Source organism: Vibrio sp. FF266 (genome assembly GCF_041439695.1).
In the GTDB taxonomy this organism is placed as follows: Bacteria; Pseudomonadota; Gammaproteobacteria; order Enterobacterales; family Vibrionaceae; genus Vibrio; species Vibrio tasmaniensis_A.
Map to the genome: position 1 here is coordinate 155,849 of NZ_JBGOOO010000003.1, position 26,222 is coordinate 182,070.

A 26,222-nucleotide genomic window follows, 5' to 3' on the forward strand; every position below is an offset into this window, starting at 1 on the left:
AAATACTCTGCTGTAATTGGTATCTCTTTAACTCAACCCGCCGCAGAAATATCGTATTTCTTCATCTTGTGATTGAGTGTACTTAACGGCAGCGACAGTTGCTCTGCCGCTCGCTTCGTGTGCCAATTACAAGAGTTTAAGCAGTCGATAATCACGGTGCGTTCGTACTGGCTGACGACCTCTTTTAGGCCAACGGCGACATCGTCATCTCCTAGAGGTTCAGGTTCAAACGTGGGCTGAACTGCCGATGTAACTGGAGTAATAACTTGATGGTGTTCTATCTCTTCAGGGATCTGTTCACCAAACTCAATCTGAGTAATGGTTTCGAAATCGGAAAGCAGAACCGAGCGCTCGATGATGTTCTTAAGCTCGCGCACGTTACCGGGGTAGGTGTAAGTAAGTAGTTGGTTTCTCACATTAGCACTCAATCCTGGTGATTGAGGCAACCCTAACATCGTCGTGGTTTGCTGCACAAAGTGCTCGGCGAGTGGGATAATGTCCGCTTGTCTGGATCTCAGAGGTGGTAAGGTGATGGGAAATACGTTCAAGCGGTAGAATAAATCGGCCCTAAAGCCTCCGTCTTTAATCTGCTGCATTAAGTTACAGTGCGTCGCGGCAATGACTCTAACATCCACTTCAATCTCTCTGCTAGCGCCTACAGGGCGAACTTTACGTTCTTGCAGCACACGTAACAGTTTAGCTTGAAGTAGCATTGGCATATCGCCAATTTCATCTAGGAACAGGGTGCCACCGTTTGCTGCTTCAAATAAGCCAACTTTGTCCTTGTCTGCACCGGTAAATGAGCCCTTTCTGTGCCCGAAAAGTTCGGATTCCAGAAGTTGTTCAGGAATTGCGGCACAGTTCTGAACGATTAATGCTTGGTCAGAACGATTCGAGTTTTCGTGAATGTATTTTGCAATGACTTCTTTACCCGCACCCGTCTCGCCTCTAAGTAAGACGTCGACAGGCAAAGAGAGCACCTTATCAAGTCGGCTCAATACATTGACCATCTCTTCACTTTCAGCGATCGGACCTTGATAGGTTTTCTTTGTCCGTTTCTTTAGTTGAGTATTTTCACGAACCAACGCTTGGTTATCGGCGCTTAAACTCTTAATCACTTGACCATATTGCTCTAACCAAATGGCATGGCGAATATTACTTGCCGCCATTCGGCAAAACTCGGTAAGTGCGGTTTCGTTATCGATAACGCTTAAATCAAGCAAAACCAACAATCCAATAGTTTTGCTTTCATCATCAATCAATGGCCAAGCAAGTAAGTTATTGCTTTTTAGACCTAACGTTTGCTCGGTTTGATAGATGCCTTCGCAGTCATAACCATTGTAAGTGTATAGCTCATTGATCAAGACAACTTCGCCGTTACGTACGGCGAAGTTGAATGGGTCGGCTTCACTTACTGTGTCTAACTGCAGTGGCTCCCAAGGATGTGAGGCGATGACTTTTTCATGGTGATGCGCGGTACTTGGAATCAAGGCTTGACCGGTTTGGTCAAGCACGTAAATGATGCCATGTTTCGCGAAAGTCATTTGCCTTGCTGCTGTGAGAACGGCATCCAAAGTTTGAGCTAACTGGCTGCGATCAGCCAGAGATTGGCTGATCGCAAGTAGGGCGTTACTAAGCTCACTATGGTTAGCTGAACGCATAGGTTAGAGTTCCTTGCTCGTCCACAGAAACGTCAATTTGAGTATGTGAATCATCTTTGTCATTCACCAGTAGTTGAGTCGAAAGCTGCCGCAATAGTTGACGGTTAATAACGGCATCAATATTTCGAGCTCCCGTCTCTGCAAGGCGGCAGTTGCCTAATACGAATTCCACTAAGTTATCACCATAGCAAAGTGCCAGTTTGTGGTGGCTTTGCAGGCGCTCAGACACTTTCTTTAGTTTATGATGAATAATGTCAGTCATTGCTGCGTCTGAAAGAGGAAGGAATGGCAACACGGACATACGTGCCAGTAAGGCAGGCTTGAAGTGTTGATTCAATGTTGGGCGAATAGCTTCAGCGACGATATTGGCATCAATGTCTTTCGCTTGGTGAACTAAAGACTCAATCTCATGAGTCGCAAGGTTACTTGTCATGATGATGAGTGTATTTTTGAAGTCGATGGTACGACCTTCGCCATCATTTAGCGTGCCTTTGTCGAAGACTTGGTAGAACAGGTTGAGTACTTCAGGGTCTGCTTTTTCAACTTCATCTAGAAGAACAACAGAGTAAGGGCGCTGACGTACCGCTTCGGTTAGCATGCCGCCTTCACCAAAACCAACATAGCCAGGAGGAGAACCAATAAGACGAGACACCGTGTGTTTCTCTTGGAACTCAGACATATTGATGGTTGTCATGAAGCGTTCGCCACCAAACATTTGATCAGCGATAGCGCGAGCGGTTTCTGTTTTACCGACACCACTAGGGCCAACCAATAAGAAAACGCCTGTTGGTGCATCTGGGTTGCCTAGTCCCGCCTTTGCGGTTTGAATACCTTCAGCAAGCGCATCAATGGCAAACTCTTGACCTTTAATGTTTTGAATTAGGTTTTGCTTCAAGTTTAAGGTAGTTTGCGACTCATCTTGAAGCATCTTACCCATAGGAATCCCTGTCCAATCAGAAATTACATGACTAATTTCGTCGGGACCCACTTCGTAGTGAACTAGCGGATTGGTACCGCGCACGTTATCTAAACGTTCATTACAAGATTGAATAGCTTCGCGAGTCTTCTCTTCAGAATATTCATGAAAATTTGGTTTATCACTTGTTGGTGCGTCATCATCTTGAACCGTATTGTCAGCTTTAGGAGCGCTGTCTTCTTCAGTCGAAGGAGTCGTAAGGCTATAAAGATGGCTACGCAGTTCTATGATCTCTTGAATAAGAGATTGTTCTTTTTTCCATTGAACCTGAAGGGTAGCTTGTTCTTCGGTGGCCTTTTTAATCTTCTCTTTTAGCTCAGGAATTAAAGCAGCACTGTGTTTGTCACCAGTTTGCTGCAGTTGGTCACGTTCTAGAGCTTCGAGCTCGCGATTCGCAGCCGCAATTTCTTGATGCAATGTTTCAACAGGTGCCGGTGTTGCATTAAGGCTAATATTGACGCGAGCACAAGCCGTATCTAACACGTCGATTGCTTTATCTGGCAGTTGACGTCCAGTGATGTAACGATCGGCTAAGTTTGCTGCGGCAGTGATTGCGTCGTCACGTACGTATACGTTATGTGACTTTTCATAGGCTGGTCTTAAGCCTCGGATGATCAATGCGGCTTGAGTTGCCGATGGCTCATCAAGTTTCACTAGTTGGAAACGGCGTGCCAGAGCTGGATCTTTTTCGAAATATTTCTTGTACTCAGACCATGTGGTGGCAGCAATTGTTTTTACTTCACCACGTGCTAGAGCGGGTTTAAGTAGGTTGGCAGCATCGCTGCCTCCAGCTTGATTGCCTCCCCCAACTAGCGTGTGAGCTTCATCTATAAATAAAATGATTGGAGTCGGTGAATTCTTCACTTCGTCTAGTACTGCGTTAAGGCGTTTTTCAAACTCACCTTTTACACTCGCCCCAGCTTGAAGTAAGCCCATGTCTAGGCCGTATAGTTCAACACCTTTGAGGCAGTCTGGCACATCTCCTTCGGTAATCTTTAATGCAAGACCCTCCACTACTGCGGTTTTACCAACTCCCGGCTCACCTACAGCGATTGGGTTGTTTTTTCTGCGTCGCGCCAAGATGTCGATTATTTGTCTGATTTCTTGATCACGGCAAAATACTGGGTCAATCTCGCCTTTTCTTGCTTTGCCGGTAAAGTCGGTAGTGAATTTACTTAATGCCGAACCATCTTCGCGTGCATCTGATTTTTCTGATGTCGCTGCTAAAGATTCTAGAGAGTTTGTTGTGAGTTCAGAAAAGTTACGCTTTAAGGTATCAGGGTTTACACCTTCTAAGATAGAAGCGTAGCCATGTTGACCATAGCGTAATGGGTTACTCACTAGCGTAAGAAGTAGGGCACCAGAGCGAATCTGAGTTTCGGATAGGTCTAAAGATGAGACTAACCAACTTTCTTGAAGCCATTCGATTAAAAGTGAAGAGAAAACGGGCTTGCTGCCATTTCCTGTGGTGTTGGTATTTAGCGTAGAACGAATAGATTGTCTTAATATGGTCTCTGAGCAATCGAAATGACTTAATAAGATGTCAAAATCACTATTTGGCCTTTCTAATAAGCTTAATAGATAGTGTTCAATTTGCACTTCATTGGCTTTTTCCGATACCGCTAATGCAGCAGCATCTTCTAAAGCGACTTTTACAATCGGGTGCAGACGCTGTATCAAAGAGGAAAGGTTTATATTTATCATTTTAATTCTGTTAGTTATTTATATGGGATGTGCTAATTATACTAAAATTGGTAACTGGTTTTTTATTCGGAGATGAATTCACTATTGTTTATTGGTTGTTTTTATTATCAGCTTTGTTTTTTTGTCTGATTGAAGTATTTATTTTCATTTAAAATAAAATATAACCTAGGTATTTCGACTTAATTGATAGTTTTTTTAACTTTATTTCAATTGTTCAAGCTAGTTGTTTTGTCTTTGTTTTTTAAATTCAATTTATTAAACTAAATGTTCGAAAACTTGTTTTTTTATACAATAAATTGTTATTACATATAAATTGTAAATGACCAAGCTTTCTTTAAGTCGCTGTATTTGTTGCCTTTATAGGGTTGGCATGATGTTTGTATTAGTTGAATCAGTCGCGGTGATAAGCGATTTGGTGAATTAATGACTTATAAAATTTAAAAAGGAAATATCGATGCCAACTCCAGCATATATGTCTATCAATGGTGAAACACAAGGTCACATTACTAAAGATACTTACTCTGCAGATTCTGTAGGTAATACTTGGCAAGAAGCTCACGTTGATGAGTTCCTAGTTCAAGAACTTGATCACGTACTAACAGTTCCACGTGACCCACAAAGTGGCCAACCAACAGGTCAACGTGTTCACCGCCCTGTAGTAGTAACTAAAGTACAAGACCGTTGTTCACCTCTGTTATTCAACGCATTAGTGTCTGGCGAAAAGCTTCCAGAGTGTGTAATCCGTTTCTACCGTACTTCAGTACAAGGTAAGCAAGAGCACTACTACTCAATCAAGTTAATTGATGCACTACTTGTAGATATCCAAACTCGTATGAATCACTGTCAAGACGCTGCAACTTCAGATCGTGTAACTGAAGAAGTACTTAAGCTGACTTACCGTGCAATCGAAGTCACTCACGAAAACTGTGGTACTGCTGGTAACGATGACTGGCGTGCTCCACGCGAAGCTTAATCGCTTTTCGTGAACAACAAAGGGTCAACAATTGCTGTTGGCCCTATTTCTATTATTAGTATCAGGTAAAAGATATGGTGAATGACGTAGAATTTAAGTTTGAACTGCAAGGCTCTGAGCATGATTTCCGTGTTGAAAGCTTTCAGGTAATCGAAGAGCTTTCCAAGCCTTTTCAAATCAGCCTATCATTACTTTCACTTGATCCTGATATCTCATTTGACGCACTCATCCGTAAACCAGGTAGTTTGACTCTATACGGTCAAGGCGTCAGTTCTGCGAGATGTTTTCACGGCGTGGTAAATGAGGTGCGTTACCTTGGATCGGGCAGGAGATTCTCTCGTTACCAATTGACTCTAGTTCCACAAGCTTGGTTTTTGAGCCAAAGACAAGACTGCCGTATTTTTCAACAGAAATCAGCGTCGGCAATCATTTCTGAAGTTTTAGATGATGCGTCAGTAACTGATTATCGATTAGAGCTGTCAGGCGTATATCCTTCAAAAGAATACGTGCTCCAATATCGAGAGACAGACCTTGAGTTTGTTCAACGAATTCTGGCAGAACACGGAATGTGGTACTACTTCGAGCATACAGAAGCTAACCACACGATGGTGATTGTCGATAGCAATGACGCAATAGCTGAGTTATTGAACACGCCACTGAACGGGTCTTATTTGGGGCCAATTGTTTACCATGCTGATGGTGGTGGTGTTGCAGACCGCGAGCATATCTCAGACCTTGAACTCGTGAATAGAGTGAAAACCGGCCACGTTACTTACACTGATTATAACTACGAGTTTCCGAAAATTCCTCAGGAAATGAGCAGCTCTGGTGAACTTGATTTAGACCTGAAATTGTTCGATTTCCCAGGGCGTTACGTGGACCCAGCAATGGGGCAAGTAAGATCAAATGAATGGATGTCGGAGCATGTTGTTGACAATCAACAAGTAGAAGCAAGCAGTAATGTCATGAGATTGGCTTCTGGATACAGTTTTAGTGTCAGCGAACATCCACGCTCAGCAATCAATCGTGATTACCTCATGTTATCGGTAATGCATAGTGGCCACGATCCTCAGGTTCATGAAGACGAAACTAATGGCTTGCCGACCACATATCACAACCAGTTTGCGTGCATTCCTAGACATGTTGAATTTAAGGCTCCAAAACTTGAAGCTCCTTTAGTTGAAGGTACACAAACAGCGGTTGTTGTTGGCCCTGCAGGCGAAGAGATCTATACAGATAAGCTTGGGCGAATCAAAGTCCAGTTCCATTGGGACCGTTATGGAGAGAGCGATGAGCATTCAAGTTGCTGGATTCGTGTTAGCCAATCAATGGCAGCACCAACTTGGGGAGCAGTATACTTACCTCGTATCGGCCATGAGGTGGTGGTTACTTTCCTAGAAGGCGATCCAGACAGGCCTTTAGTGACAGGTGCTGTTTATAACGGGCTTCATTATCCTCCTTATTCGTTACCAGAGAATAAAACACGTACGACATTCCGAACTCAAACGCATAAAGGGACTGGCTATAACGAGTTGAGCTTTGAAGATGAAGCCAATCAAGAAGAAGTCTACATTCATGCGCAAAAGGACATGTCGACCAAGGTTTTAAATAACCGCTATCGCGATATAGGCCAAGATGAATTCTTGAAAGTGGCGCGCCATCAGACGAACGATGTTCATGGTGATCATAAAGAGACAATCGATGGCCATAAGACTACCCAAATTAACAGTACGTTTACTGAAACTGTCGAGCAAGACGTATCGGTTACTTACAACGCTAATGAAACTCAATATGTAAAGAACAACTCTGATCTAGAAATTGGAGATAATCAAATTACCAAGATTGGTAAGAATGATGACTTGGATGTGGGTGAAAACAGCAATTTAACGGTAGGCGCATCAAAAAGCTCTGATATTGGTGCCGATGATAACCAAACGGTTGGTGGCAACTTGACTGTGTCTGTGAAAGGGAACACGTCATATAAAGCCGATGGTGCGACCCAGATCATAAGCGGTGACAAGATTGTACTGAAAACGGGTGGTTCGTCATTAGTGATGAATAGCGACGGTTCTATTAAGCTGTCAGGTTCTTCAATAACCATTGAAGGAAGTGACAAAGTTGTAGTCAAAGGTGGCAACGTAGCGGTCAATTAATGATGGAAAAACAAATCCCAATAATACAAACCATCACCGAACAGCAAGCCGAATTATCGGCTTGCTTTTCACGTTTTGGAAGAATCTTATCGATCAATGAGTCTATGAATGGAGTACGAGTCGACTTTGAAGGCAACTCGTTACAGCAGCCAATTAATGCAAGGTTGGGGCGAGGCTTTAAATTAGTTGAGTTACAATTTGCTATAGATAACAAACTTTCATGTCGCATTGAGTTCCTAAATAACGACGTTAACCTTCCTTTAGTCACAGATATCTTTTTCTCCATTCTTGAGGAGTCGGATGAGTTTGTGCTGAGAGCAAAGAAAATGGTTATTGAAACGGAACAAGAGTTAATTGTGAGAAGTGGCGAAACCGAAACTCGCTACAGCGGCCGTGATGGTCGAATTACCACCAAAGCCAAATATGTGACTTCTCAAGCTGAGAAGGCACAAAAAATTCAAGGCGGCACCATCGCGATCAATTGATCGTGTTACTAGATTGGATTCACGGATGCGTCAAAAAATAGGTATAGATCAGCTAAACCAGCCGATTACTAATGAAGATGTGGAGCTGGCGATTGCCAATGCGGAAAGTACGCTCGCTTTATTGGACGAGCTTCCTATCAAGTGGCTGGAAATTTGTAATGAAAAGTTGTCACTGGCTTCGGAGACACTCAATTTCTTATTAAAGCAACGATTACAAGTCCATAAGAGGGGATACCCAAGCATCGAGCTGGAGTATTTAGCGTTGGCTGATCGTCAGGTTAAAGACCTAAAAAATGTTTATTTGTCTTTCTATCGTTTGGCTCCGGGACTCATCCATCAATTAAAGCAAAGTGAACCGACAGTTTATGCTTGGCTTATGTTGAATTCCGATATTGGACAGGATCATGAAAATCTACTTTGTGGCTTATCTACACTAGATGAGTTAGATGACCAAACCGCAAAATTCTTGGTTGTTCAGTCGTCATTACCAAGTATCGACTCTGTAGTCATCGAAATGGTTGAAGGTGGTTCTAAACTGCCTCTGCTTTATTTAGAGTGCTTACAGTTACGCCAAACTATCACAGTTGGCCTGTTAAAGCGCTGGCTTAAAGATGAGCGCTTTTCTAAACATAAAGCACATTTGTTTTTATCGTTACAAAACGACGCAGAAAGCGTTGTCTGGTTAGCTGAAAATTCAAATGGAAGTCAGAACCTGTTTGAACGCTTGCTTACGAAAGAGGATAGAGGAACTTGGTTTCGTCAGGAGTTCGGTACCTCAATCGATAGCATGTCTGATCCTGAAGTTATCACTTATGCCAAACTTTTAGACCTCAAAGAGTTTGAACACTTTGATCCGAGTAGTGCACAGGCTCCATTTGATTTTGTATTACATGGCCTCAATGAACACGTTCCTATAATAATTGAATTGATATCGAGCCTTGAAGAGTTCGAAGGTGAGGATTGGATCCAAGCGCTTTATATTGTTTATGGAAAACGCTTACCTGTGACACCAAAAAACTTGGGCATTGATTTTGAATGGCATGAAATACTCGAAAGGTTACAAGAGTGGGCCAAGACTGATGCCTACAAACAAGTATCTCCAGGTCGAATGGGACAAGCTTTGACTCTAGAAACTAGTATACAAGCCATGTTCGATACTCAAGTTAATGCAGCTTTTAGGATTTGGATTTGGCGTCAGGTTTGCCTCCATACTCGTTCATACATTCCTTGGGATATGGCTATGCCTGCTCATCAACAAAAGTGGAATATCACGCGACTAACTCAGAATTCAACAGCCTCAGAAAGGTTTAACTTAAGGAATAATAATGCAGTTGTGGGATATTGAGAACCATCCAGAACTTTCAATAAAAGGCCGTTTTCAACGAGATCAGAACGGTAAAGAGGTTTGGGTTGTTGTTGGAAAGCGCTCGTGGCAATTCGTAGATTCTGTTTGGAAGGAGCTGGAAGAGTCAGAGATCTATGACGATCCTATTTATTTGGGTGAAGCGGGACTTTCTGCGATGAAAGTTGATCATGAGTTCTCTGTAGTGAAGGCCAATACAGATGTACTGGTTTTCGGCAAGGCGCGAAGTTACGCAAAAAAGGCCGTTACATACCACGAGTGTCGGCTTTTGATTGATGGCCATATTGATAAAACTCTATCGGTACTTGGAGATAGGCAATGGATAGAGCATGGTGGTAGCGTAACCTTGAGTAAATCACTCCCGTTTGTCGAAAAAGAGATAGATTTCTCCTGTGCTATTGGAGGCGATTTAAGAAACCGGCTTGGCGGAGGTATTGCTGATAGTAAAGCGGAACTATTAAATCAGAAAGTACCTTCTGTTTTTTATCCAACTGAAGATTGGAGTGCGACGTCAAAGAATACACGGGTAGCAGGATTTGGCCCGCTAGCGCCATTTTTTGGAGGTAGGCAGCGGTATGCTGGGACTTTTGATGCCGATTGGCTAGAGAATCGGAAACCCCTTTATCCGTTAGATTTCGACCAACGTTTTTATCAGAGCGCACCACAAGATCAACAGTGTAGAGGGTTCATATCGGGCGGTGAACGATTGATGATGAGTGGATTTTGTCATAATGATGCGCTTTCTTTTCGCTTTCCTAAAGATATGTATATTGCAGAAGCTCAGTTTAAAAATACTACTTACCAAGTCGATATGACTATTACGACGGTTTTTATTGACACAGAGGCTCGTACACTTTCAATTAGCTATAGCGCCGCGTTCCCATGCCAAGGAGAGGAGCATATGTTAGTGTCAACTAGGATTCATAAAAAGCAGGAGCTGTCCGACAATGAATAACAATTCAGCTCGTTTTATTATTGGAATGGAAGCCATGACACCAACGGGCATGAACCTTGAAATTGCCACAGCAGTCGCTAAGGCGGATTTGGGAAGGTTTGATCAGAAAGTAGCTGAGGATGGGATTGAAAGATTTACCTACGGTAATATTGAATACACTTCCAACACATCGTTGTTTGACAAATGCTCAGAGCTTATTGAGAGCTTAGTCGGGGCTCTTTTAAAGCAGCTACCTAAGGCCCTAAAGCCGATTCCATTACTCATCAACATTCCGGAAGCTCTTTCCATAGTAGAGGTTAGTGAATGGTTAAGTGAATGTAAGCACAGTGACTCAATCTCTCACTATGAAGTGGTTCAGCAAGGTGGGACGTTACACTTAAGCACCTCGTTGGCCAAATTGAATCAATATGATGCTTTAATGAGTATATCGGTTGATTCGCCTGTGGCAAATATAGACGCATTGATTGAAACCGGGCACGTTATGAGTTCGTCTAACCCCTGGGGGATAATACCTAGCGAAGGAGGGGCGGGCGTAATTTTGTGCCGGAATAATTTGGTTAAAACGTTAAAGCTTACCCCTCTGGGACAATTAGGTTATTTCGGCTTAGAACCTGCAAATACAACCCGCCGGTCAATGATGAAGCTTGTAAGAAGTGCGAGCCGTAGTATCAAGAGTTTTGGGGTTGTGTTCTCCGATATGACCAATTTGAGATCTCATACTGAAGATTATGGTTTTGCGTTAGGTGCCCGTGCAGAATATTTTGATAACCCTCAACAGCCATTTTTAATCAATGATTTATGGGGCACACTCGGCAGTTGCTCATCATTGGCTCTAATGGCCAGTGCTATTCAAGAAGGGCCTCATAATAGACCTATTACCTTGTTAATGTTTGATTTGCAGGGCGAAAGGGCGTTACTTCAACTGACCCGTATGAAAAATAATTAGCAGAGCTAACATAACCGGAGGGCTGAGAGCCCTTCGGTAATTAACGTCTCATGAAGTCAATTTGAATGTTCATCACCTCTTAAGTGCTTATCCGGTCGATAATCTCATCAATCTACATTTCTATTATTAAATTCGGTTAAATATTAAGGCAAGTAATCCTTGAGTTTAAATGCTTTGCCACAGCTGCTCATATCTTCACGGTAATGATTGAACTGTTCGTCTGAAATTTATTACTTACAATAACCTCTTATTTGTAATTATAAAGTGTGATTTATGTGGCAATGTTTGTTCCAAGCCTAACTACGATAGAAGAGTTTTTATTTTTTAATCGGAAAACAATGAACAATTGGTAGTCAATGAGTTTGTTATTATGCGTGGTTGTTTAGTAATAATAACTAAAGTAATAGTCTTACCGAGGTTTTTTAATACTGCTATTGAAAAGGGTATTAGACAGTAATTATTATCCTACATTAATTTATTTCGTTTGATAAAGAGTTTAGCGTGCCAGAAAAGCAAGGGACAGCCAAAGGTTATCTAGATAAGTTGGTTGTGAAAGCGATCGAAAAGAAAAATCAGCAAGCTCAGGACTTGGCTAATAAAAATAAGCCTAAGTTAGAGTATGTGATTTTTTCTCAATTTGACGTTTTAGATACATTACCTTCAAAAAATGGCAAAACGACTGTCTATCATTTAGCGAAAAAAGGAAGTCCTGAAAAACAGGTCTGTTGCAAAGTTCTAAACGAGAATTCATCTGACGTAGCACATGAATTACTCATAGGTGAGGCCAGTCGACTTGAAATGTCTCAACACCCAAGTGTCGCTGATTTCATCAAAATAGGGAAAGAGTTCGAACGACCATACTTTATGTATCATTGGATTCAGGGAGAATCATTAGCCGAGAAAATGGCACGCCATTCTCCCAAAGGGTTTCGGCATGATCATATTGCATGGTTGATCTACCAATTGTCTGGTGCGCTAGAGTTTATGCACACCAGAGGTGTTTGCCACTTAGATATTAAGCCGTCAAATATCATCGTTACAGAGTCGGATTACGTTAAATTGATTGACTTTGGTGCGGCTCGGTATGTTGGAGAGTCAAACACTTATGCAGAAGCAAGCATGAGCTACGCATCTCCCGCGTTTCTAAAATCTGGAATGGCTCAACCACAAGATGACGTTTATTCTCTAGCGTTATTGACCGGCCATTTATTTCTTGGTGCAGTATTTGGCGATGCTTGGGCTACGCAACTTAAAGCAAAGAAACGACCAACTCAAATTCCTAATCATGTATGGAAGTTAATTAAAGAAGTTATTGGCAACCCAAGACAGCATAGATACACGGCTACTTCGTTCGCACAACAATTAGCTAAGATAGATACTCAAAAGTTTGAGACTGAAGTTAGTGCCCCCTTGTTTAGTAGCTTACGTAACGCCGATCTCGTTTTAACAAAACATAGTGCTATCGATAGAATTCACACTGGGCGACTTCGCTATTTAGAAGCGAGTTTGGTTTTGTGTGTTGCAATTATTACAGGGACTTATTTGTATAACCAGACCCAACCTGAATGGAAATCGATAGTTAAATCGAGCAACGGTACAAGTAATCTAGTAAGTACGATTAAACCTGCCCAGACTGCGTCTTTCCTGGCTCAGTCACCGTGGGATATTGAATTTGCGTTAGAAGACATGGAAAAAGATGTCGTCTCGACAGCTCCTTACAGAGAAGCTTATGAAGTACAGCAGAGTAAATTAGCTCAATTGTACAAAAACTATGAATCGGATTTAAGTCAATATGCAGGAACAGTTGACCAACTTCCTAAAACTTTGAAGTCTATCCGGAAAAAGCTTGTTTCGTTACGAGAGAAACTAAACAGCGACGGGGCGCTATTTCCTTATGCAGACAAAGCGCTGACGGACGCGATGGCAAGTATTAATAAGGCGACCATCGACTCACAAAATATCGCAAGTTTTGATGAAAATAACGAACAGCGTTTGGTCGATTTGATACTAGATGGTAAGTCAGAAGTTGCTGATAGCGATATTGAAACCGCTTGGAAAATAAATCAATCAAAAGCTTATTTTTATAGCCATGTTTTACCCCAGAAAGTGCTGAACGGAATAGATCTCTCAATAGAGAATAATGCGGAGCAACATTATTACTCTAAAGCTATTGATGAGGCAGAAGCCGCGCAATCATTTTTTGGCAATACGCCTAAATTAAAGGCAAAAGTAAGAGCACTGAAAGTGGCTCGAAGTGAATTCATCTTGTTCAGTACGGTGACTGAGCAATCTGTTTTTGGCACACAAAAACTCCATGATTCATTAGTCGATCTAGAGATAAATGCTCCTAAGAAGTTTGAAGAGATAACCGAAATTTTAAATAGTATGGCAAGTGACTCAATTGACAAGAGCCATCAGTTATCTAAACCCGCAAGAGGTGCAATAGCCATCGAGCGAGCAATTAGAAGTTACAACTCTGAAAGCCGAGGTTAACTTGAGTTTGATCGATACAGAAACGTTATTAGCACCAATACCAGGAGCCTCTCCAACGGGTGAGGACGCTAGGTATGAGTTTTGCTACGAAATGATGGAAACTGAAGTTAAAAAATTTGGTTCATTGTTTGGTGAGACTGTTGACTGGCATATAGTAAAGGTCCATTCAATTGAGGTACTAAGTCAACATAGTAAGGATCTTAAAGCGCTTTGCTATTTGATTCGAGCTTTGGTTGAAGAGAACGGAGTCGCTGGGCTAGACGAAGGTTTATCTTTGCTTAACGAATCAATAAGCCATTTTGGGGGCGAGTTATATCCAAAACGTAAGCGAGGTAGAGATGGTGCCGTTGAATGGTTGAACCATCAAATTAAACTTGTTTCGACTAAATTGTCTACCCAATCTTTGAGTTGGGAAGCACTTTCACGTTGTGTGACATTAGTCGAAAGTATTCAGCGCCAATTTGACCAAATATTTCAAGATTCTGATGCGGACTTTTTTGAAATAAAAACTCAGCTAAATCAGTTGATGCAGAACGCAGCTTCAAGCGAAGAGGTATTAGGACAAGACAGGGCGGTCGTTACAGGTCTGTTGACCGAAGCGAGTGAAAAGTCCGAGAAAGTGAAAGATGTCGACGTTCAACCACCTTTAGATTCTTCTTTGACTCAAGCTTTGTCAAATAAAGCACGGATCTCGCCCAGTGAACTTAACTTCGTTGACGTTGAAACGGATTTTTCGTCTCCGACAGCATCAAAGCGTACGTTAAAAAAAGTTGCAGAAATGATGATGCATTCTAATCCGACAGAACCATTAGGATATCGGATTTATCGTCATCTCACGTGGTTCGACGTTGACGGTCTACCAGACCACCAAGAAAACGTTACTCAGCTGAGTTTAGCGGTTTCATTAGATCAGCAAGTTGAGTATCGAGACAAAGCACATCAAGAAAGTGATATTGACACAATTAAGCGTCTCGAACGAACTCTGACCGATGCGCCCTTTTGGCTGACTGGACATTATTTTGTTTATTCAATGTTGAGTAATCTTGGGTATGACGAAGCTGCAACGGCCGTTAAACAAGAAACAAGGAGGTTTATCGATTCTTTTAATGGAATTGAAAGCCTATCTTTTAAAAATTCTATTCCATTTGCAGATGAAGCAACCATTGCTTGGTTATCTACAGGTAATGGTTCGTCTTCGGATAACTCTTCAATTGTTCAAAGTATTGTTGTTTCTGAAGATGATTTATCAGAGATGGAGGATATTGCCCTAGAAGATTTGGGTATGTATGTCGCTGAACTGTCTGAAAAACTCGAGTTGGATAACTCCGGTCGTGGGCAGTTTATGTTGCATTTGAAGTTAGTAAAAGCCTACCAAAATGTTGGTTTGTATCCGTTGTGCTTGCCTTACTTGGAAAAAAGTTGGGAAGTCAGCAAAGAATTAAATCTATCAATTTGGGAACCTCATTTGTTTTTCACCTTAGAGCATTTAATTCAAAAAACTCTTAGGGAACTGTATCGAAATAAAGATTTTCTACCAAAGATATATAGCGAATGGGGAACAATTTATGACCAGCAATAAATTAGAAAAGGACTAATTATGTCACGTGATGGCTCGGTGGCTCCGAAAGAGCGAATTAATATACGTTATGTTCCAGCGACAGGCGATGCGTCTGAAGATGTTGAACTGCCTCTAAGTATGATGGTCGTCGGTGATTTTACTGCCCGTGCAGATGAAACACCGATCGAAGAGCGTAATCCTATTAATATCGATAAAGACAACTTTAACGAAGTATTAGAAGGCTATGCGCCGAATATCAAAGCAAACGTTGACAATCGACTTTCTGACGAAGAAGGCGCGCAAATTGGCGTTGATATTACATTTAAAAATATGAAGGACTTTACTCCTGAGTCTATTGCGAAGAAAGTTCCAGAATTAAATGGCTTATTAGAGCTTCGTGAAGCCTTGGTTGCATTAAAAGGCCCTCTAGGAAATGTACCTGCTTTCCGTAAGAAGATAGCAGCTGTTCTTCAAGATGAAGAAGCAAGAAAGAAACTTTTGGATGAACTTAGCATTGGTGCAGACCAAGGCGAAAAAGCAGAGTAGGGAATACCATGTCGGCAGAAGTACAAGCACCAGAACAAGAAGCAGCTCTAGTTGAATCAGGCTCACTTCTGGATAGCATTCTAAATGAGACTCGCCTCAAGCCTAGCGACGAAGGTTTTGACGTTGCAAAGCGTGGCGTTGAAGCATTTATTGGTGAGTTGTTAAGCAGCTCAACAGTAGAAAAAGTAGACCAATCGCTGGTTGATTTGATGATCTCTGAGATTGACCAGAAATTATCTAAGCAGGTTGATGCAATTCTACACAATGAAGAAATTCAAGCTATTGAATCAACATGGCGCGGGCTCAAATATCTTGTTGATCACACGGACTTCCGTGAGAACATTCAAATCGAACTTATTTCGGCTAAGAAAGACGAAGTTCTGGACGATTTTGAAGATGCCCCTGAAGTAGTTAAATCCGGTTTATACAAGCAGATCTATACTCGTGAGTATGGTCAATTTGGCGGTAAGCCTGTAGGCGCTGTTATTTGTGACTACCAATTGTCTGCTTCTTCACCTGATATTAAGTTGATGGAATATATGGGTAATGTAGGAGCTATGTCTCATGCACCATTTATTACTTCGGCTTCTTCTCAATTCTTTGGTTTGGATTCTTATGAAGAATTACCAAATTTAAAAGATTTGAAATCGGTATTTGAAGGTCCTCAATATACTAAGTGGCGTGGATTCCGCGAACACGAAGACGCACGTTATGTAGGCCTGTGTACATCACGCTTTATGCTTCGTACTCCATATTCAGTTGAAGATAACCCAATTAAGGCGTTTGATTACGATGAAATGGTTACGGATAGCCACGATAACTACCTTTGGGGTAACTCAGCTTACGCGATGGCTTCAAAGATCAGTGAGTCGTTTGCAAAATACCGTTGGTGTCCAAATATTATTGGACCTCAAAGCGGCGGTGCGGTTAACGATCTTCCGGTATACAACTTTGAAGCGATGGGCCAGATCGAAACTAAGATCCCAACTGAAATATTGGTTTCTGACCGTCGTGAGTACGAACTTGCAGAAGAAGGCTTTATGGCGTTAACAATGCGCAAAGGTTCTGACAATGCAGCGTTTTTCTCGGCAAACTCAGTACAGAAGCCAAAAGTGTTTGCGAATACGCCTGAAGGTAAGCAAGCTGAGATGAATTACAAGTTGGGTACTCAGTTACCTTACATGTTCATTATCAACCGCTTAGCCCATTACATCAAGGTACTTCAGCGTGAGCAAATAGGGTCTTGGAAAGAGCGTACAGACCTTGAAGTCGAGCTAAATAAATGGATCCGTCAATACGTATCTGATCAAGAAAACCCGCCAGCAGAAGTTCGTGGTCGTCGACCATTGCGAGCGGCTAAAGTTGAAGTGTCTGATGTTGAGGGTGACCCAGGTTGGTACAAAGTATCAATGTCTGTTCGCCCGCATTTCAAGTACATGGGTGCAAGCTTTGACTTATCTTTGGTTGGTAAACTAGACCAATAATAGGTTTTAGAAATTAATAAGCGGCCAGATTTCTTGGCTGCTTTTTTATTAGAGTTATATATGGAAAAAGGTTACCGATTACTAGAACGAATTGAACTAGGTGAACCTAAAAACTGTTATGAGAAAGTAGTCTCACATAAACATTTGATTGAATCCATTCATCTACACCTTGCCGATCTACTTAATACTCATTCGGGAAATGCAATGATCGATGGGGAATATGGCTTACCTGATTTCAACGATGTTCTTTCGAGCAATACTAACTTAGTTCGCCATATTCAAAAGAACATCACTTCCACTATTGAAAGCTTCGAACCTCGGCTACGAAATGTAGAAGTTCATTATAGAGAAAATCACGATAACCCTCTTCAATTAGGCTTTGGCATTTGCGGAGAAGTCTTACATAACGGTGGGAAAGTTCCGATGTCCATTGACGTCTATATGGGAACTGACGGCCAATTTAACGTTTAGTAGGTGTCCCTTGAGTAACAGTAAATACTTTCAAGATGAACTCACATATCTACGAGAATCCGGCAGTGAGTTTGCCAAATACAATCCCAAACTGACCAACTTTCTGTCCGAAGGGACATTCGATCCTGATGTCGAGCGTCTTCTTGAAGGTTTTGCGTTCCTTACTGGCCGCATCAGAGAAAAAATCGACGACGAACTTCCAGAGTTGACCCAATCATTGATGACGCTATTGTGGCCACATTATATGCGTTCTATTCCGTCGTTGTGCATTAGTGAGTTAACGCCACATTTAGGAAGTGTTACGGAAAAAACGGTAGTGAGGCGCGGGGCTGAGATGGCTAGCGAACAAGTTGAAGGAACGCAGTGCTTATTTAGAACCTGTTATGACGTAGAGCTCTTCCCGCTTCAAATAACAAGTATCGAACAAAGTAACAGCAGAACAAGCTCTTCGGTTGATGTAACACTGGCTACTGAACATGGCTTAGAACTATCACGTATTGGATTAGATAAACTGAGGTTTCATTTACATGGTGAGATTCATATAACTAGAATTCTATTTTTGTGGATATTTAGATACTTAGATTATGTTGAGCTGGATGTTGGCGGTGCCTATAAACGTAAACTAGGACCTGAGTTTGTCAAGCCGGTTGGTTACCAAGACGATGAGGCAATATTGCCTTATAGCGAAAACTCATTTGCCGGTTATCGATTGTTACAAGAATACTTTTCGTTACCTGAGAAATTTATGTTCTTTGATGTCACCGGCCTTGAGTGGTTAAAAGGGGTCCCACAAAAGAGTACTGTAAATCTGAAGTTTCATTTTAAGAGAGCATTACCAGCTGAAGTCGTCCTGAAAGATAAGCACTTAAGGCTACATTGCACTCCAGCCGTCAACCTGTTCGAAAAAGATGGGGACCCGATCAGGCTCGAGCACCGTCGCAATGAATACAAAGTAAGGCCACAAAGTAGTAATCAAGATCATTACGAAGTTTACTCAATAGACCAAGTAGAAAGTTGGAGTAAAAATGAAAGGCGCCGAAAACCTCTTATCGAATTTGAGTCTTTTGAGCATCAAATCAACCAGAGAGATAAGCGTGATTTTTACAAGTCTAAAGTATCTGAGCGAGTGAGTGGGAGAGGGCTTGAACGTTTTATCTCTTTCCATACCCACAATGGTGATATCGCAGATCTAGGTTCTGAAACAGTGCTGATGAAGTTACAGTGTAGCAATTCGGATCTTTCTGAAAGATTGTCTGTTGGTGATGTCATATATACAACACATAAATCACCAACTTACGCTACTTTTAGCAACATTACTAAACCTACACAATCTGTTAGCCCTCAAGTCAACGGAGAGCTCCAATGGCAACTAATTGCAAATATGTCTCTCAATTATTTATCGCTCTCTAATATCGATGTACTTAAAGTTTTACTCTCGACATACGACTTTCACTCTAGAGTAGATAGGCAGGCACACAGAGCTTCATTACATAGGCTTGATGGTATTATCTCATCAGAAATGAAACCTATCGATAGAGTGTTTAGAGGGGTATCAGTACGAGGTAATCAACTAAAGTTAATGATGAACTCTAGCTTTTTTGTAAATGAAGGCGACATGTTTTTGATGGCGAATGTACTGAACGAGTTCATACGATTATATTCAAGCGTTAACTCATTTACAGAGTTAGAAGTTTACGATGAACAACGTGGAGAAAGCTATCATTGGGCGAGCTTAACTGGGCAACAAACGATCTTATGATTGATGTATTAGCAGAGAAGACCAATGAATTTAGCTTCTTTCAAGCTGTTCTGTTATTGGAGAAGCATTATCAACTTTTGCCGGACGGTGAATTTGTAGCTGTTGGTGAAAATAAGTACTTTCGTCAAGAGAGGGTTGCGTTCAGCGTTTCACCAAATCTATGTTTCCCTAAAAGTGACATGGAATTTATCTGTCACATGGAAAGATCGGGTAAGCAATATTCTAGAATCGAAACTAATTTTTTGGGCTTGCACGGCTCTAGTTCTCCTTTACCAGCTAATTACACCGAAAAGTTAGTTGGTAGAGATATTGATGATAATCCGGTCAAAGATTTTTTTGATTTCTTCCATAATCGATATACCAGCTTAATTTATCGTGTTTGGAAAAAGTATCGTTATCATGTTCAGTATCAAAGTGGTGCAGCGGACAAGTTCTCTGGACGAATGTTACACCTAGCTGGCTTGTCTAATGTTATTCAAGAGTCAGAAGCGATAGGACTCGATCGTGCAAAGATTTTGTCTTACGTTAATCAACTGTCTACTAGAACACGATCGCCTAAACTAATTTCCGGTATTGTGGCGCATTACTTTTCATTACCAAGTGTACGAATTGAAGAGTGGGTATTCCGGAGAGTGAATATTGCAGAATGTCAAAGAAATCAATTGAATAGAACTAATTGTACTTTGGGTTCAAACCTACATTTAGGTAAGAGTATCCCAGACCTAAACGGGAAATTTAACCTCTGTATCGACAATGTTGACTTTGATACGTACCGTAAGTTTTCCTATGGTGGAGAGCTTCATACCACCCTAGTTGGTTTGATGCGCTTCATTCTTCGCGACCCAATGTCTTGGGATCTAAGGCTTACTGTTGATATATGTTCGATCCCCAAGAATCAGCTTGGCCAAGGAGCTAGCCTTGGCCAGACGTTATGGTTAGGTCAAGCGAGTGAAAAAGATGCCAAAATTAGGGTTATTGGAGGCGTATGAAAAAGCCGCTCATAAGAGCGGCTTTGTTTTAACGACTAATTGGTTGGTGTAAGACAACGGTGGTATTAAGAGAGCGGATACCATGAAAAGACTCTATCTCGTTGCATAAATGGTGTATTGATTGTAAGTCGGGGGCTTCAATCAAAGATATAATGTCATATGTACCGCCAACGATACTGGTCAGCCTAACTTCAGGTAATTCTTTTAGTGCATCACTGACATCATTTTTTTTACCTTTCTCGCAAGAAATTAGGAGGTAACTCGCTGCCTTTCTTCCGTCGTTTTCTACTCTGACTTGCGCCGTATATCCCTTGATAATACCTGTTTTTTCAAGTCTGTTGATACGCTCAGCGACAGCTGTGCGTGATAAGCCTATATTTCGAGATAAATTAGCAATCGATTCGCGTCCATTTGAGAGTAGATTCGAAAGAATTTTGCGATCTAGTTTGTCTAAGCCTTGTAAACTAATGTTTGACATCATGTGTTCTGCCTTTGCCGAATAATTATTGTATTTGTATTTGTATTTGTATTATATAGCTTCAGGTAGAGTGAAGTTATATAGCTCCGCCAACGTAAACGGATTTCTCTGAGTTAAAGGGGTAATTCGTAAGCTTAGGTCTCTGCCTGATACTTTTATATCACTCACGAAGCTGCCGTTGTGGGTATTTGTCAACGTAGAATCTCCAAATAGTCTATAGATAGCCCATTGACCATTTTTACTCAGTACGTGTTGTTTCCCCTCGTCTGTTACGTCTTGTATTGTGATGCTTATATTGAAGTCTCCATTTTGAGGAGGCCATTCGAGTTCTCGAATTCTGCTAGGGCCATGGTAATAATTGATATTTGAGTCTGCTATCTTCAAGCTTGCTCTGATTGCACTAGAGTCCAGGTCAAGTACTTTTGCGCTAAAAGGAAGATACAGTCGGTTTGTGCTTTTATTGATTAGCGTATCTCTAATTACATTATAATTTCTAAGCTGAACGAGTAACTCAGGTGAGAGCGGCATCGTTTCACCTTCTACTTGTTTTGGTGTCCATAGGTTTGTGTCGTAAAAAGGTGCGAAGTTTTTGACGATGAATGCATCTAGTAACCCTCCTGGTGCAAATAAAAGTTCAAAGTCATCGATTGAAATTTCTTCAGTTGCACTTAAATCGAAAGGATATTTCCCTAATCCTAACTCTTTGAACTTGCTATATATTTCACTATACCAAAGAGTTTGTATTCCTTTTGATGATTCAGAAATCATCACGGACCAGCTCTGGTTAACTACGTCTAAAAGCCAACTTCTTACTGGCTCAGGAGATTTTTGAGCGATCTGTTTTAAACGAATAATAGGATCTGCCTCAGTACTCCCCATTCTATGTTGCGCTGCTGACAGCGCGGCCATTTGAGGATCTGGTGCGTCAGCAATATCCTTCATATAAGTTCGAACTCGACTCAGCGCGGTTATCGTCTCATCCCATGGAGTGGGAGAGTTTGGAGTTTCATTGATCTGCAGCTGATTCAGGATATGAAATGCCTGTTCAACCCTTTTCATTAATAAGTAATCGGGTTGTACCATTTCTTCAACGAGATCCGGAGCCGCTTTTACCGCTCCGGCAAGTTTTGGGTTAACCTTGGCCATCAAAATGCTTTGTTGGCCTATAGGTGAAAATTGTGTGTTTGTATAAACTTGTTTTAAAATGGTTGTCATTGGGGAAGATGGCCCGGAAATTAGATCAATAGCGTTAGTCAATTCCCCTACATTGTTGTAACGTTTTACTTTTAACTCGCTCAAAGCATTTCGCCAATAACTAATGTAATCATCGGTATATTTCTTCCTTACTAGTCTCTTGAAGCTTTCTTGCTCTTTGTCAGTAGGAATCATGTGGTTTGATAGGCCAAGAACCCAATTATCAGTGATAACCTGTTGAGACATTAAATCGACGCGAGGGCGATAAAAAGTACTGAAACCTGTTGACGTATAAACTTTATCGATCTCTAACCGTGCAGGATCTAAGTTATCGTTGAAAACATTGTTGAAGTCAAAACCAACCGCTCGTTGTAGGTTCAAAGTGCCTAAATCGATATCACCAGCTTGTTGTAATAAGCTAGCATAAACCAAATCTACGTTTGAATGAGAAAGCAACGATCGTCTTGTCGCGCGAACAATATTCATGTTTATTGATACCGGCTCAAAATTCGTGCGGAGATAGGCGTCTAAATACTTCATTACGCTAGCAATCGTTTCAGGTTGAGTGCTTAGCTTTTCTAGTGTTGACATTGTTTGTTGACGTAGAAATTTTGTCTCTCGCTTGCTTGGGTCATTTAACATTAAGTAGCCTTTGAGCAAAGGCAGCGCATTGTTAACATTGTCTTGGTTATGTGTTAGCTGTAAACGATATCCCTGTTCAATTGCTGGCATTAGGTGCGTTCTAATTTGCGTGATCAGGGCGTTGTAAGCGATTTTTGTGCTTTCATCGAGACGGCTAACGTTTAGGTTTAAAAGTTCACTATCTAATGCATGAGATCCACTAAGCCATGCTTGATAAGATGGTTGTATGATTTGGATTGCATTTTCAAGTGAGTTATCAAAAGATTTATCTCTTTGAATTAGAGATTGTGAGTCGTCAATCCCAATGAGTTGGCTAATCACTCTTAAATTGCTATTCAAAGTCGTTGAAAAGAGGTAAGCGCCACTCGCAAGCAAAATGATAGAAACAGCAACAGCAAAGCGACTTTGTCGCTGGATCATTCTAAGATAAGTTTTGTTTTCGCCTGCAAAGTCCGATTCTGGGAGGATTTGAGAGTCCATCAAGAAGCGAGTGAAATAGGGCGTTTCAGTCAACTGTGTATGTTCTGAAGCAATGATCGGCAAATTGAAGTAGTTACTACAGCTCTTTGCCAATAGGTTGTATTTTCTACCACCTTGGATATTCGATATAAAAAACACTTCGCGGATATCAAGTGAATAGGACCCAGTATTCAGTTCTGAAAGTCGCTCTATTACTGATGCGATCTCAGTTTGACATAACTCAAACTGTTTAGGGAAAGCTAATATAGCTTGCTTTTCATTTACGTCGTGAGAGTGGGAAGATGAATCCAGTGCATTACTCTCCATCACTTTGACTAAATTTCGAAAACTGTCGTGATAGTATTCAACGAATACTCCTTTAGCTTCCTTCAATGGGATTGATAGAAACTCGACCGATGTTTTTAGGGAGCTAAAGTGAATGTACTCCTTAAAACCTTCTAGTTTATCGAGCTTAGACATCATTAGATAAAGAGGGATTGCTGATGATGTTTTGTCACTTACTGATTCTAATCGATGGTTAAGAGCTGTTAATGTGTAATCTATTTGTTCCGATTCAGAGATAATTAGAAATTCAAAATCAATAAAGAATAGACAACCAGAAAATGGCTTTCTTGGTTTATGTGTAATGACTTCATCTACAAACGCATTCCATAAAGCGCTGTCATTACTTGATACTTCTTGAAATAACAGTCGTTGAGCCGGTTTGATATATACAGCCGAGTCAGACTCATACCATTCGAAAAAATCATTCTTTGCGGTACGAGTTTGATCCATCGGTTTGATCGCACTAGAGTTAAGTAGGAACTGAGTTCGACCCGCATGTTTATTGCCAATCATCAAATATATTGGCTTTTTGTTTGAACGACAAAGAAGAGGGCGCATTACCATAGCTAGAGCTTCTTCCTCTGTTTCAAGTTTTAAGGCTTTAGTGTTGTTTTTTTTCTTAAGCCACAGTGTCACCTGAAACAACGAATAGATAAGTGTGACAGCGCCTAAAGCAACCCAAAGATAAAACTTGTCTGTTATATCTAGCCAAAGGATATAAGTAGCAGCGATTGTAGCTACAAGAAAGAGAAAAACCACCGTTGATATAACAACAGGGTTTCTCATTAGTTTGTGTTTTAACATAAGCCTATTTCTATTTCGTTGTTTTAAGTTTGTTGTATGATCTGGCCGTAAGACGTTTTCTTAATGTTACGGTTTAATAGCTTTAAGCTCAGACTCCAAGTTTTTAATTTTGTGTAAATAGACGTTGAGTATTTGAAGAGATTTCTGCAGCTCTTTTTGTTGTTTTTCTTTTTCTGCATATTCAATACGGCCAATCAACGGGAAAAGGGAGTTGCTGTATTCGTAAGCTTGTGCTGTTTTCTGACTTTCACTTCCTCTAATTGCATTTGCAAACACAGTTCTCGCGTTTGAGAAGCGTCGATGAAGTTTTATGTAATCTGCGTTTAACTTTTGTTGCTCATTAGTGAATTCGTTACGTAAACGTAAGACGGATGATGAGTCTGGGTAAACCTTAGTTAAATCAATAGTCAATTGATTTAGAGTATCGATCTCGTACACTTTAATTGGATCGGTACCCCAATCTTTCATTAATTCATCTAATTGATTGACGACACTAGGTCTTACATCATCAGAAATCGAAGCATATTCATACTTTAGTGAATGTACTATTTCATTCAGTTGTGGGATATCAGACGTAACGATTTGTCTAGCCAACTCTTTTCGTTGATATTGTTTATAAATGAAATGAGAGGATAAAGCCAAAATTAGAAACCCAACGAGAAGATAGATGACTAAATAACTCGAGGTCGATTTTCCATCGACTTCAGCTGCATTCTTAGGTTTGTTGTTAGACACATCGATTTTAATGGTTGATGGCTGAACTACTGGTATTGCCTTTTTATGTTCTTCCGAAACGCGGAGTTTTTTTGTGTTTTCTGCTTCAAAGAGTTTTGCTTCGTTCTCTTTATGCTCATCAACCCAGTGCTTTAAGGTTCGACGAATTCCCCCTAGTGAAGGTGCTTTTATACCGTAATGTAGTCTGAGCTCTTCTTCTATTCTCAGACATAGGCGGTGGCATGTTTCGATCAATAGAATGTCATCGGAACTTGTTTTTATGGACTTAATTCGTTTATCTGTGTGTTCGACCATCCAATCAATCGCTCCGATCCTTGCATTTGATTTTGTCACCTCTGGATATGCGGTGAACCAATAAATGACACACAAATCTAAGATAGAGTTAAGCCCTTCAACTAAACCTTTTAAGCCTTCGTTGTGCGTAGCTGCAACAGTAAAATAACAGCTACAACGGAAATCTTTACTGTTTTTGGACAGTATTTCTTTCGACAAAGTCTGAACTTTTTTCCAAGAAACTCTGCCTGTGACCTTGTTTATGTTATTAATTTGGCGCTTTATCTCTGTGAATTCATCTAACCCGTTAGGATTGGTTCCGTAGGGTTTTTTTTCATCAATGGGGCGTCTTGTAAAATCTGACGAGAGCATGATCTTAATATCCAACTGTATATACAATGAAATCTAAAAACAGCGAAACCAATAAAACTAGCCCGCATGATTGATAATGTGATTATAATTTTTAATGATTCTATAGTTAAAATTAATAATTTGAATGTGAAAAGGTTTGAAATCTTATGAATATAACCTTGATGTGACGTGTGTCACATAATTAAAGTAGTGTTACACCTTCAAAATTGCTCATGTTTTGTCATTTCAATGATCCAGGTTGTCTTTTTGTGGTTATTTTTGTGATGTCGTACGCGTATTGTTAATTATGTTTATGGTTGCTAATTGAGCAGGGTTGATGCGTTTAATCATTATCTTGATTGTTAGCGGATGCCTAACTCGAAATCGAAGTGCCGACTCTACGCTATTTAGATAAATTTATGTAT

The 26,222-nt window shown here is 40.8% G+C and carries 17 protein-coding genes and 2 pseudogenes; 13 read left to right on the plus strand and 6 right to left on the minus strand.

Annotated features, from left to right (window positions below; genetic code table 11):
* Positions 1-32 precede the first annotated feature (32 nt).
* The 3 genes and pseudogenes from ACED59_RS04000 to tssH all read right to left on the minus strand — a co-directional run.
* Positions 33-197: pseudogene (locus ACED59_RS04000) on the minus strand (helix-turn-helix domain-containing protein); the annotation flags it as partial.
* A gap of 83 nt (positions 198-280) precedes the next feature.
* Positions 281-1,661 (minus strand): annotated as a pseudogene (locus ACED59_RS04005) (sigma 54-interacting transcriptional regulator); the annotation flags it as partial.
* On the minus strand, positions 1,648-4,341 hold the full coding sequence (gene tssH / locus ACED59_RS04010; RefSeq protein ID WP_371704915.1) for a type VI secretion system ATPase TssH: 2,694 nt from the start codon (positions 4,339-4,341) through the stop codon (positions 1,648-1,650). The pseudogene ACED59_RS04005 and the gene tssH, both read right to left, overlap by 14 nt.
* A gap of 454 nt (positions 4,342-4,795) precedes the next feature.
* Between tssH and ACED59_RS04015 the strand changes: the two genes are divergently transcribed.
* From ACED59_RS04015 to tssG, 13 genes are all read left to right on the plus strand, one after another.
* Complete coding sequence (locus ACED59_RS04015) at positions 4,796-5,314, plus strand: Hcp family type VI secretion system effector (protein ID WP_012600867.1); 519 nt, start codon at positions 4,796-4,798, stop codon at positions 5,312-5,314.
* A gap of 74 nt (positions 5,315-5,388) precedes the next feature.
* Positions 5,389-7,467, plus strand: a complete 2,079-nt coding sequence (gene tssI, locus ACED59_RS04020; protein ID WP_017097124.1) for a type VI secretion system tip protein VgrG — start codon at positions 5,389-5,391, stop codon at positions 7,465-7,467.
* Positions 7,467-7,952: a hypothetical protein gene (locus tag ACED59_RS04025; RefSeq protein WP_012600865.1), complete on the plus strand. Its 486-nt coding sequence runs from the start codon at positions 7,467-7,469 to the stop codon at positions 7,950-7,952. The genes tssI and ACED59_RS04025 overlap by 1 nt, the downstream gene beginning before the upstream one ends.
* Positions 7,953-7,977: 25 nt before the next feature.
* A complete protein-coding gene (locus ACED59_RS04030) occupies positions 7,978-9,297 on the plus strand; it encodes a hypothetical protein (protein WP_041473126.1) in 1,320 nt (439 codons plus the stop codon).
* Positions 9,278-10,270 (plus strand): DUF2169 domain-containing protein, encoded by a 993-nt coding sequence (locus ACED59_RS04035; RefSeq protein WP_017097126.1) that lies wholly within the window; start codon positions 9,278-9,280, stop codon positions 10,268-10,270. The genes ACED59_RS04030 and ACED59_RS04035 overlap by 20 nt, the downstream gene beginning before the upstream one ends.
* Complete coding sequence (locus tag ACED59_RS04040) at positions 10,263-11,216, plus strand: hypothetical protein (protein ID WP_017097127.1); 954 nt, start codon at positions 10,263-10,265, stop codon at positions 11,214-11,216. Before ACED59_RS04035 ends, ACED59_RS04040 begins: the two co-directional genes overlap by 8 nt.
* A gap of 501 nt (positions 11,217-11,717) precedes the next feature.
* Positions 11,718-13,709, plus strand: coding sequence for a protein kinase (locus ACED59_RS04045; RefSeq protein ID WP_017097128.1), 1,992 nt, complete (start codon positions 11,718-11,720; stop codon positions 13,707-13,709).
* Between the two features lies 1 nt (position 13,710).
* Positions 13,711-15,288 carry a type VI secretion system protein TssA gene (gene tssA / locus ACED59_RS04050; RefSeq protein WP_017097129.1) on the plus strand — a complete coding sequence of 526 codons (1,578 nt, stop codon included), beginning with the start codon at positions 13,711-13,713 and terminating at the stop codon, positions 15,286-15,288.
* Positions 15,289-15,306: 18 nt separating this feature from the next.
* On the plus strand, positions 15,307-15,813 hold the full coding sequence (gene tssB, locus ACED59_RS04055; RefSeq protein WP_012600859.1) for a type VI secretion system contractile sheath small subunit: 507 nt from the start codon (positions 15,307-15,309) through the stop codon (positions 15,811-15,813).
* 8 nt (positions 15,814-15,821) lie between these two features.
* Positions 15,822-17,297, plus strand: a complete 1,476-nt coding sequence (tssC, locus tag ACED59_RS04060) for a type VI secretion system contractile sheath large subunit (protein WP_017097130.1) — start codon at positions 15,822-15,824, stop codon at positions 17,295-17,297.
* A gap of 60 nt (positions 17,298-17,357) precedes the next feature.
* Positions 17,358-17,768, plus strand: coding sequence for a type VI secretion system baseplate subunit TssE (tssE, locus tag ACED59_RS04065; protein ID WP_029223832.1), 411 nt, complete (start codon positions 17,358-17,360; stop codon positions 17,766-17,768).
* Between the two features lie 10 nt (positions 17,769-17,778).
* Positions 17,779-19,527 (plus strand): type VI secretion system baseplate subunit TssF, encoded by a 1,749-nt coding sequence (gene tssF / locus ACED59_RS04070; RefSeq protein WP_029223833.1) that lies wholly within the window; start codon positions 17,779-17,781, stop codon positions 19,525-19,527.
* Positions 19,524-20,516 (plus strand): type VI secretion system baseplate subunit TssG, encoded by a 993-nt coding sequence (gene tssG, locus ACED59_RS04075; protein ID WP_029223834.1) that lies wholly within the window; start codon positions 19,524-19,526, stop codon positions 20,514-20,516. Before tssF ends, tssG begins: the two co-directional genes overlap by 4 nt.
* A 28-nt stretch (positions 20,517-20,544) precedes the next feature.
* Here the strand turns inward: tssG and ACED59_RS04080 are convergent, their stop codons facing one another.
* The 3 genes from ACED59_RS04080 to ACED59_RS04090 all read right to left on the minus strand — a co-directional run bounded on the left by ACED59_RS04080 (position 20,545) and on the right by ACED59_RS04090 (position 25,818).
* Positions 20,545-20,997, minus strand: coding sequence for an Lrp/AsnC family transcriptional regulator (locus tag ACED59_RS04080; RefSeq protein ID WP_017097132.1), 453 nt, complete (start codon positions 20,995-20,997; stop codon positions 20,545-20,547).
* Between the two features lie 48 nt (positions 20,998-21,045).
* A complete protein-coding gene (gene tssM / locus ACED59_RS04085) occupies positions 21,046-24,438 on the minus strand; it encodes a type VI secretion system membrane subunit TssM (protein ID WP_017097133.1) in 3,393 nt (1,130 codons plus the stop codon).
* Between the two features lie 66 nt (positions 24,439-24,504).
* Positions 24,505-25,818: a type VI secretion system ImpA family N-terminal domain-containing protein gene (locus tag ACED59_RS04090; protein WP_017097134.1), complete on the minus strand. Its 1,314-nt coding sequence runs from the start codon at positions 25,816-25,818 to the stop codon at positions 24,505-24,507.
* Positions 25,819-26,222 lie beyond the last annotated feature (404 nt).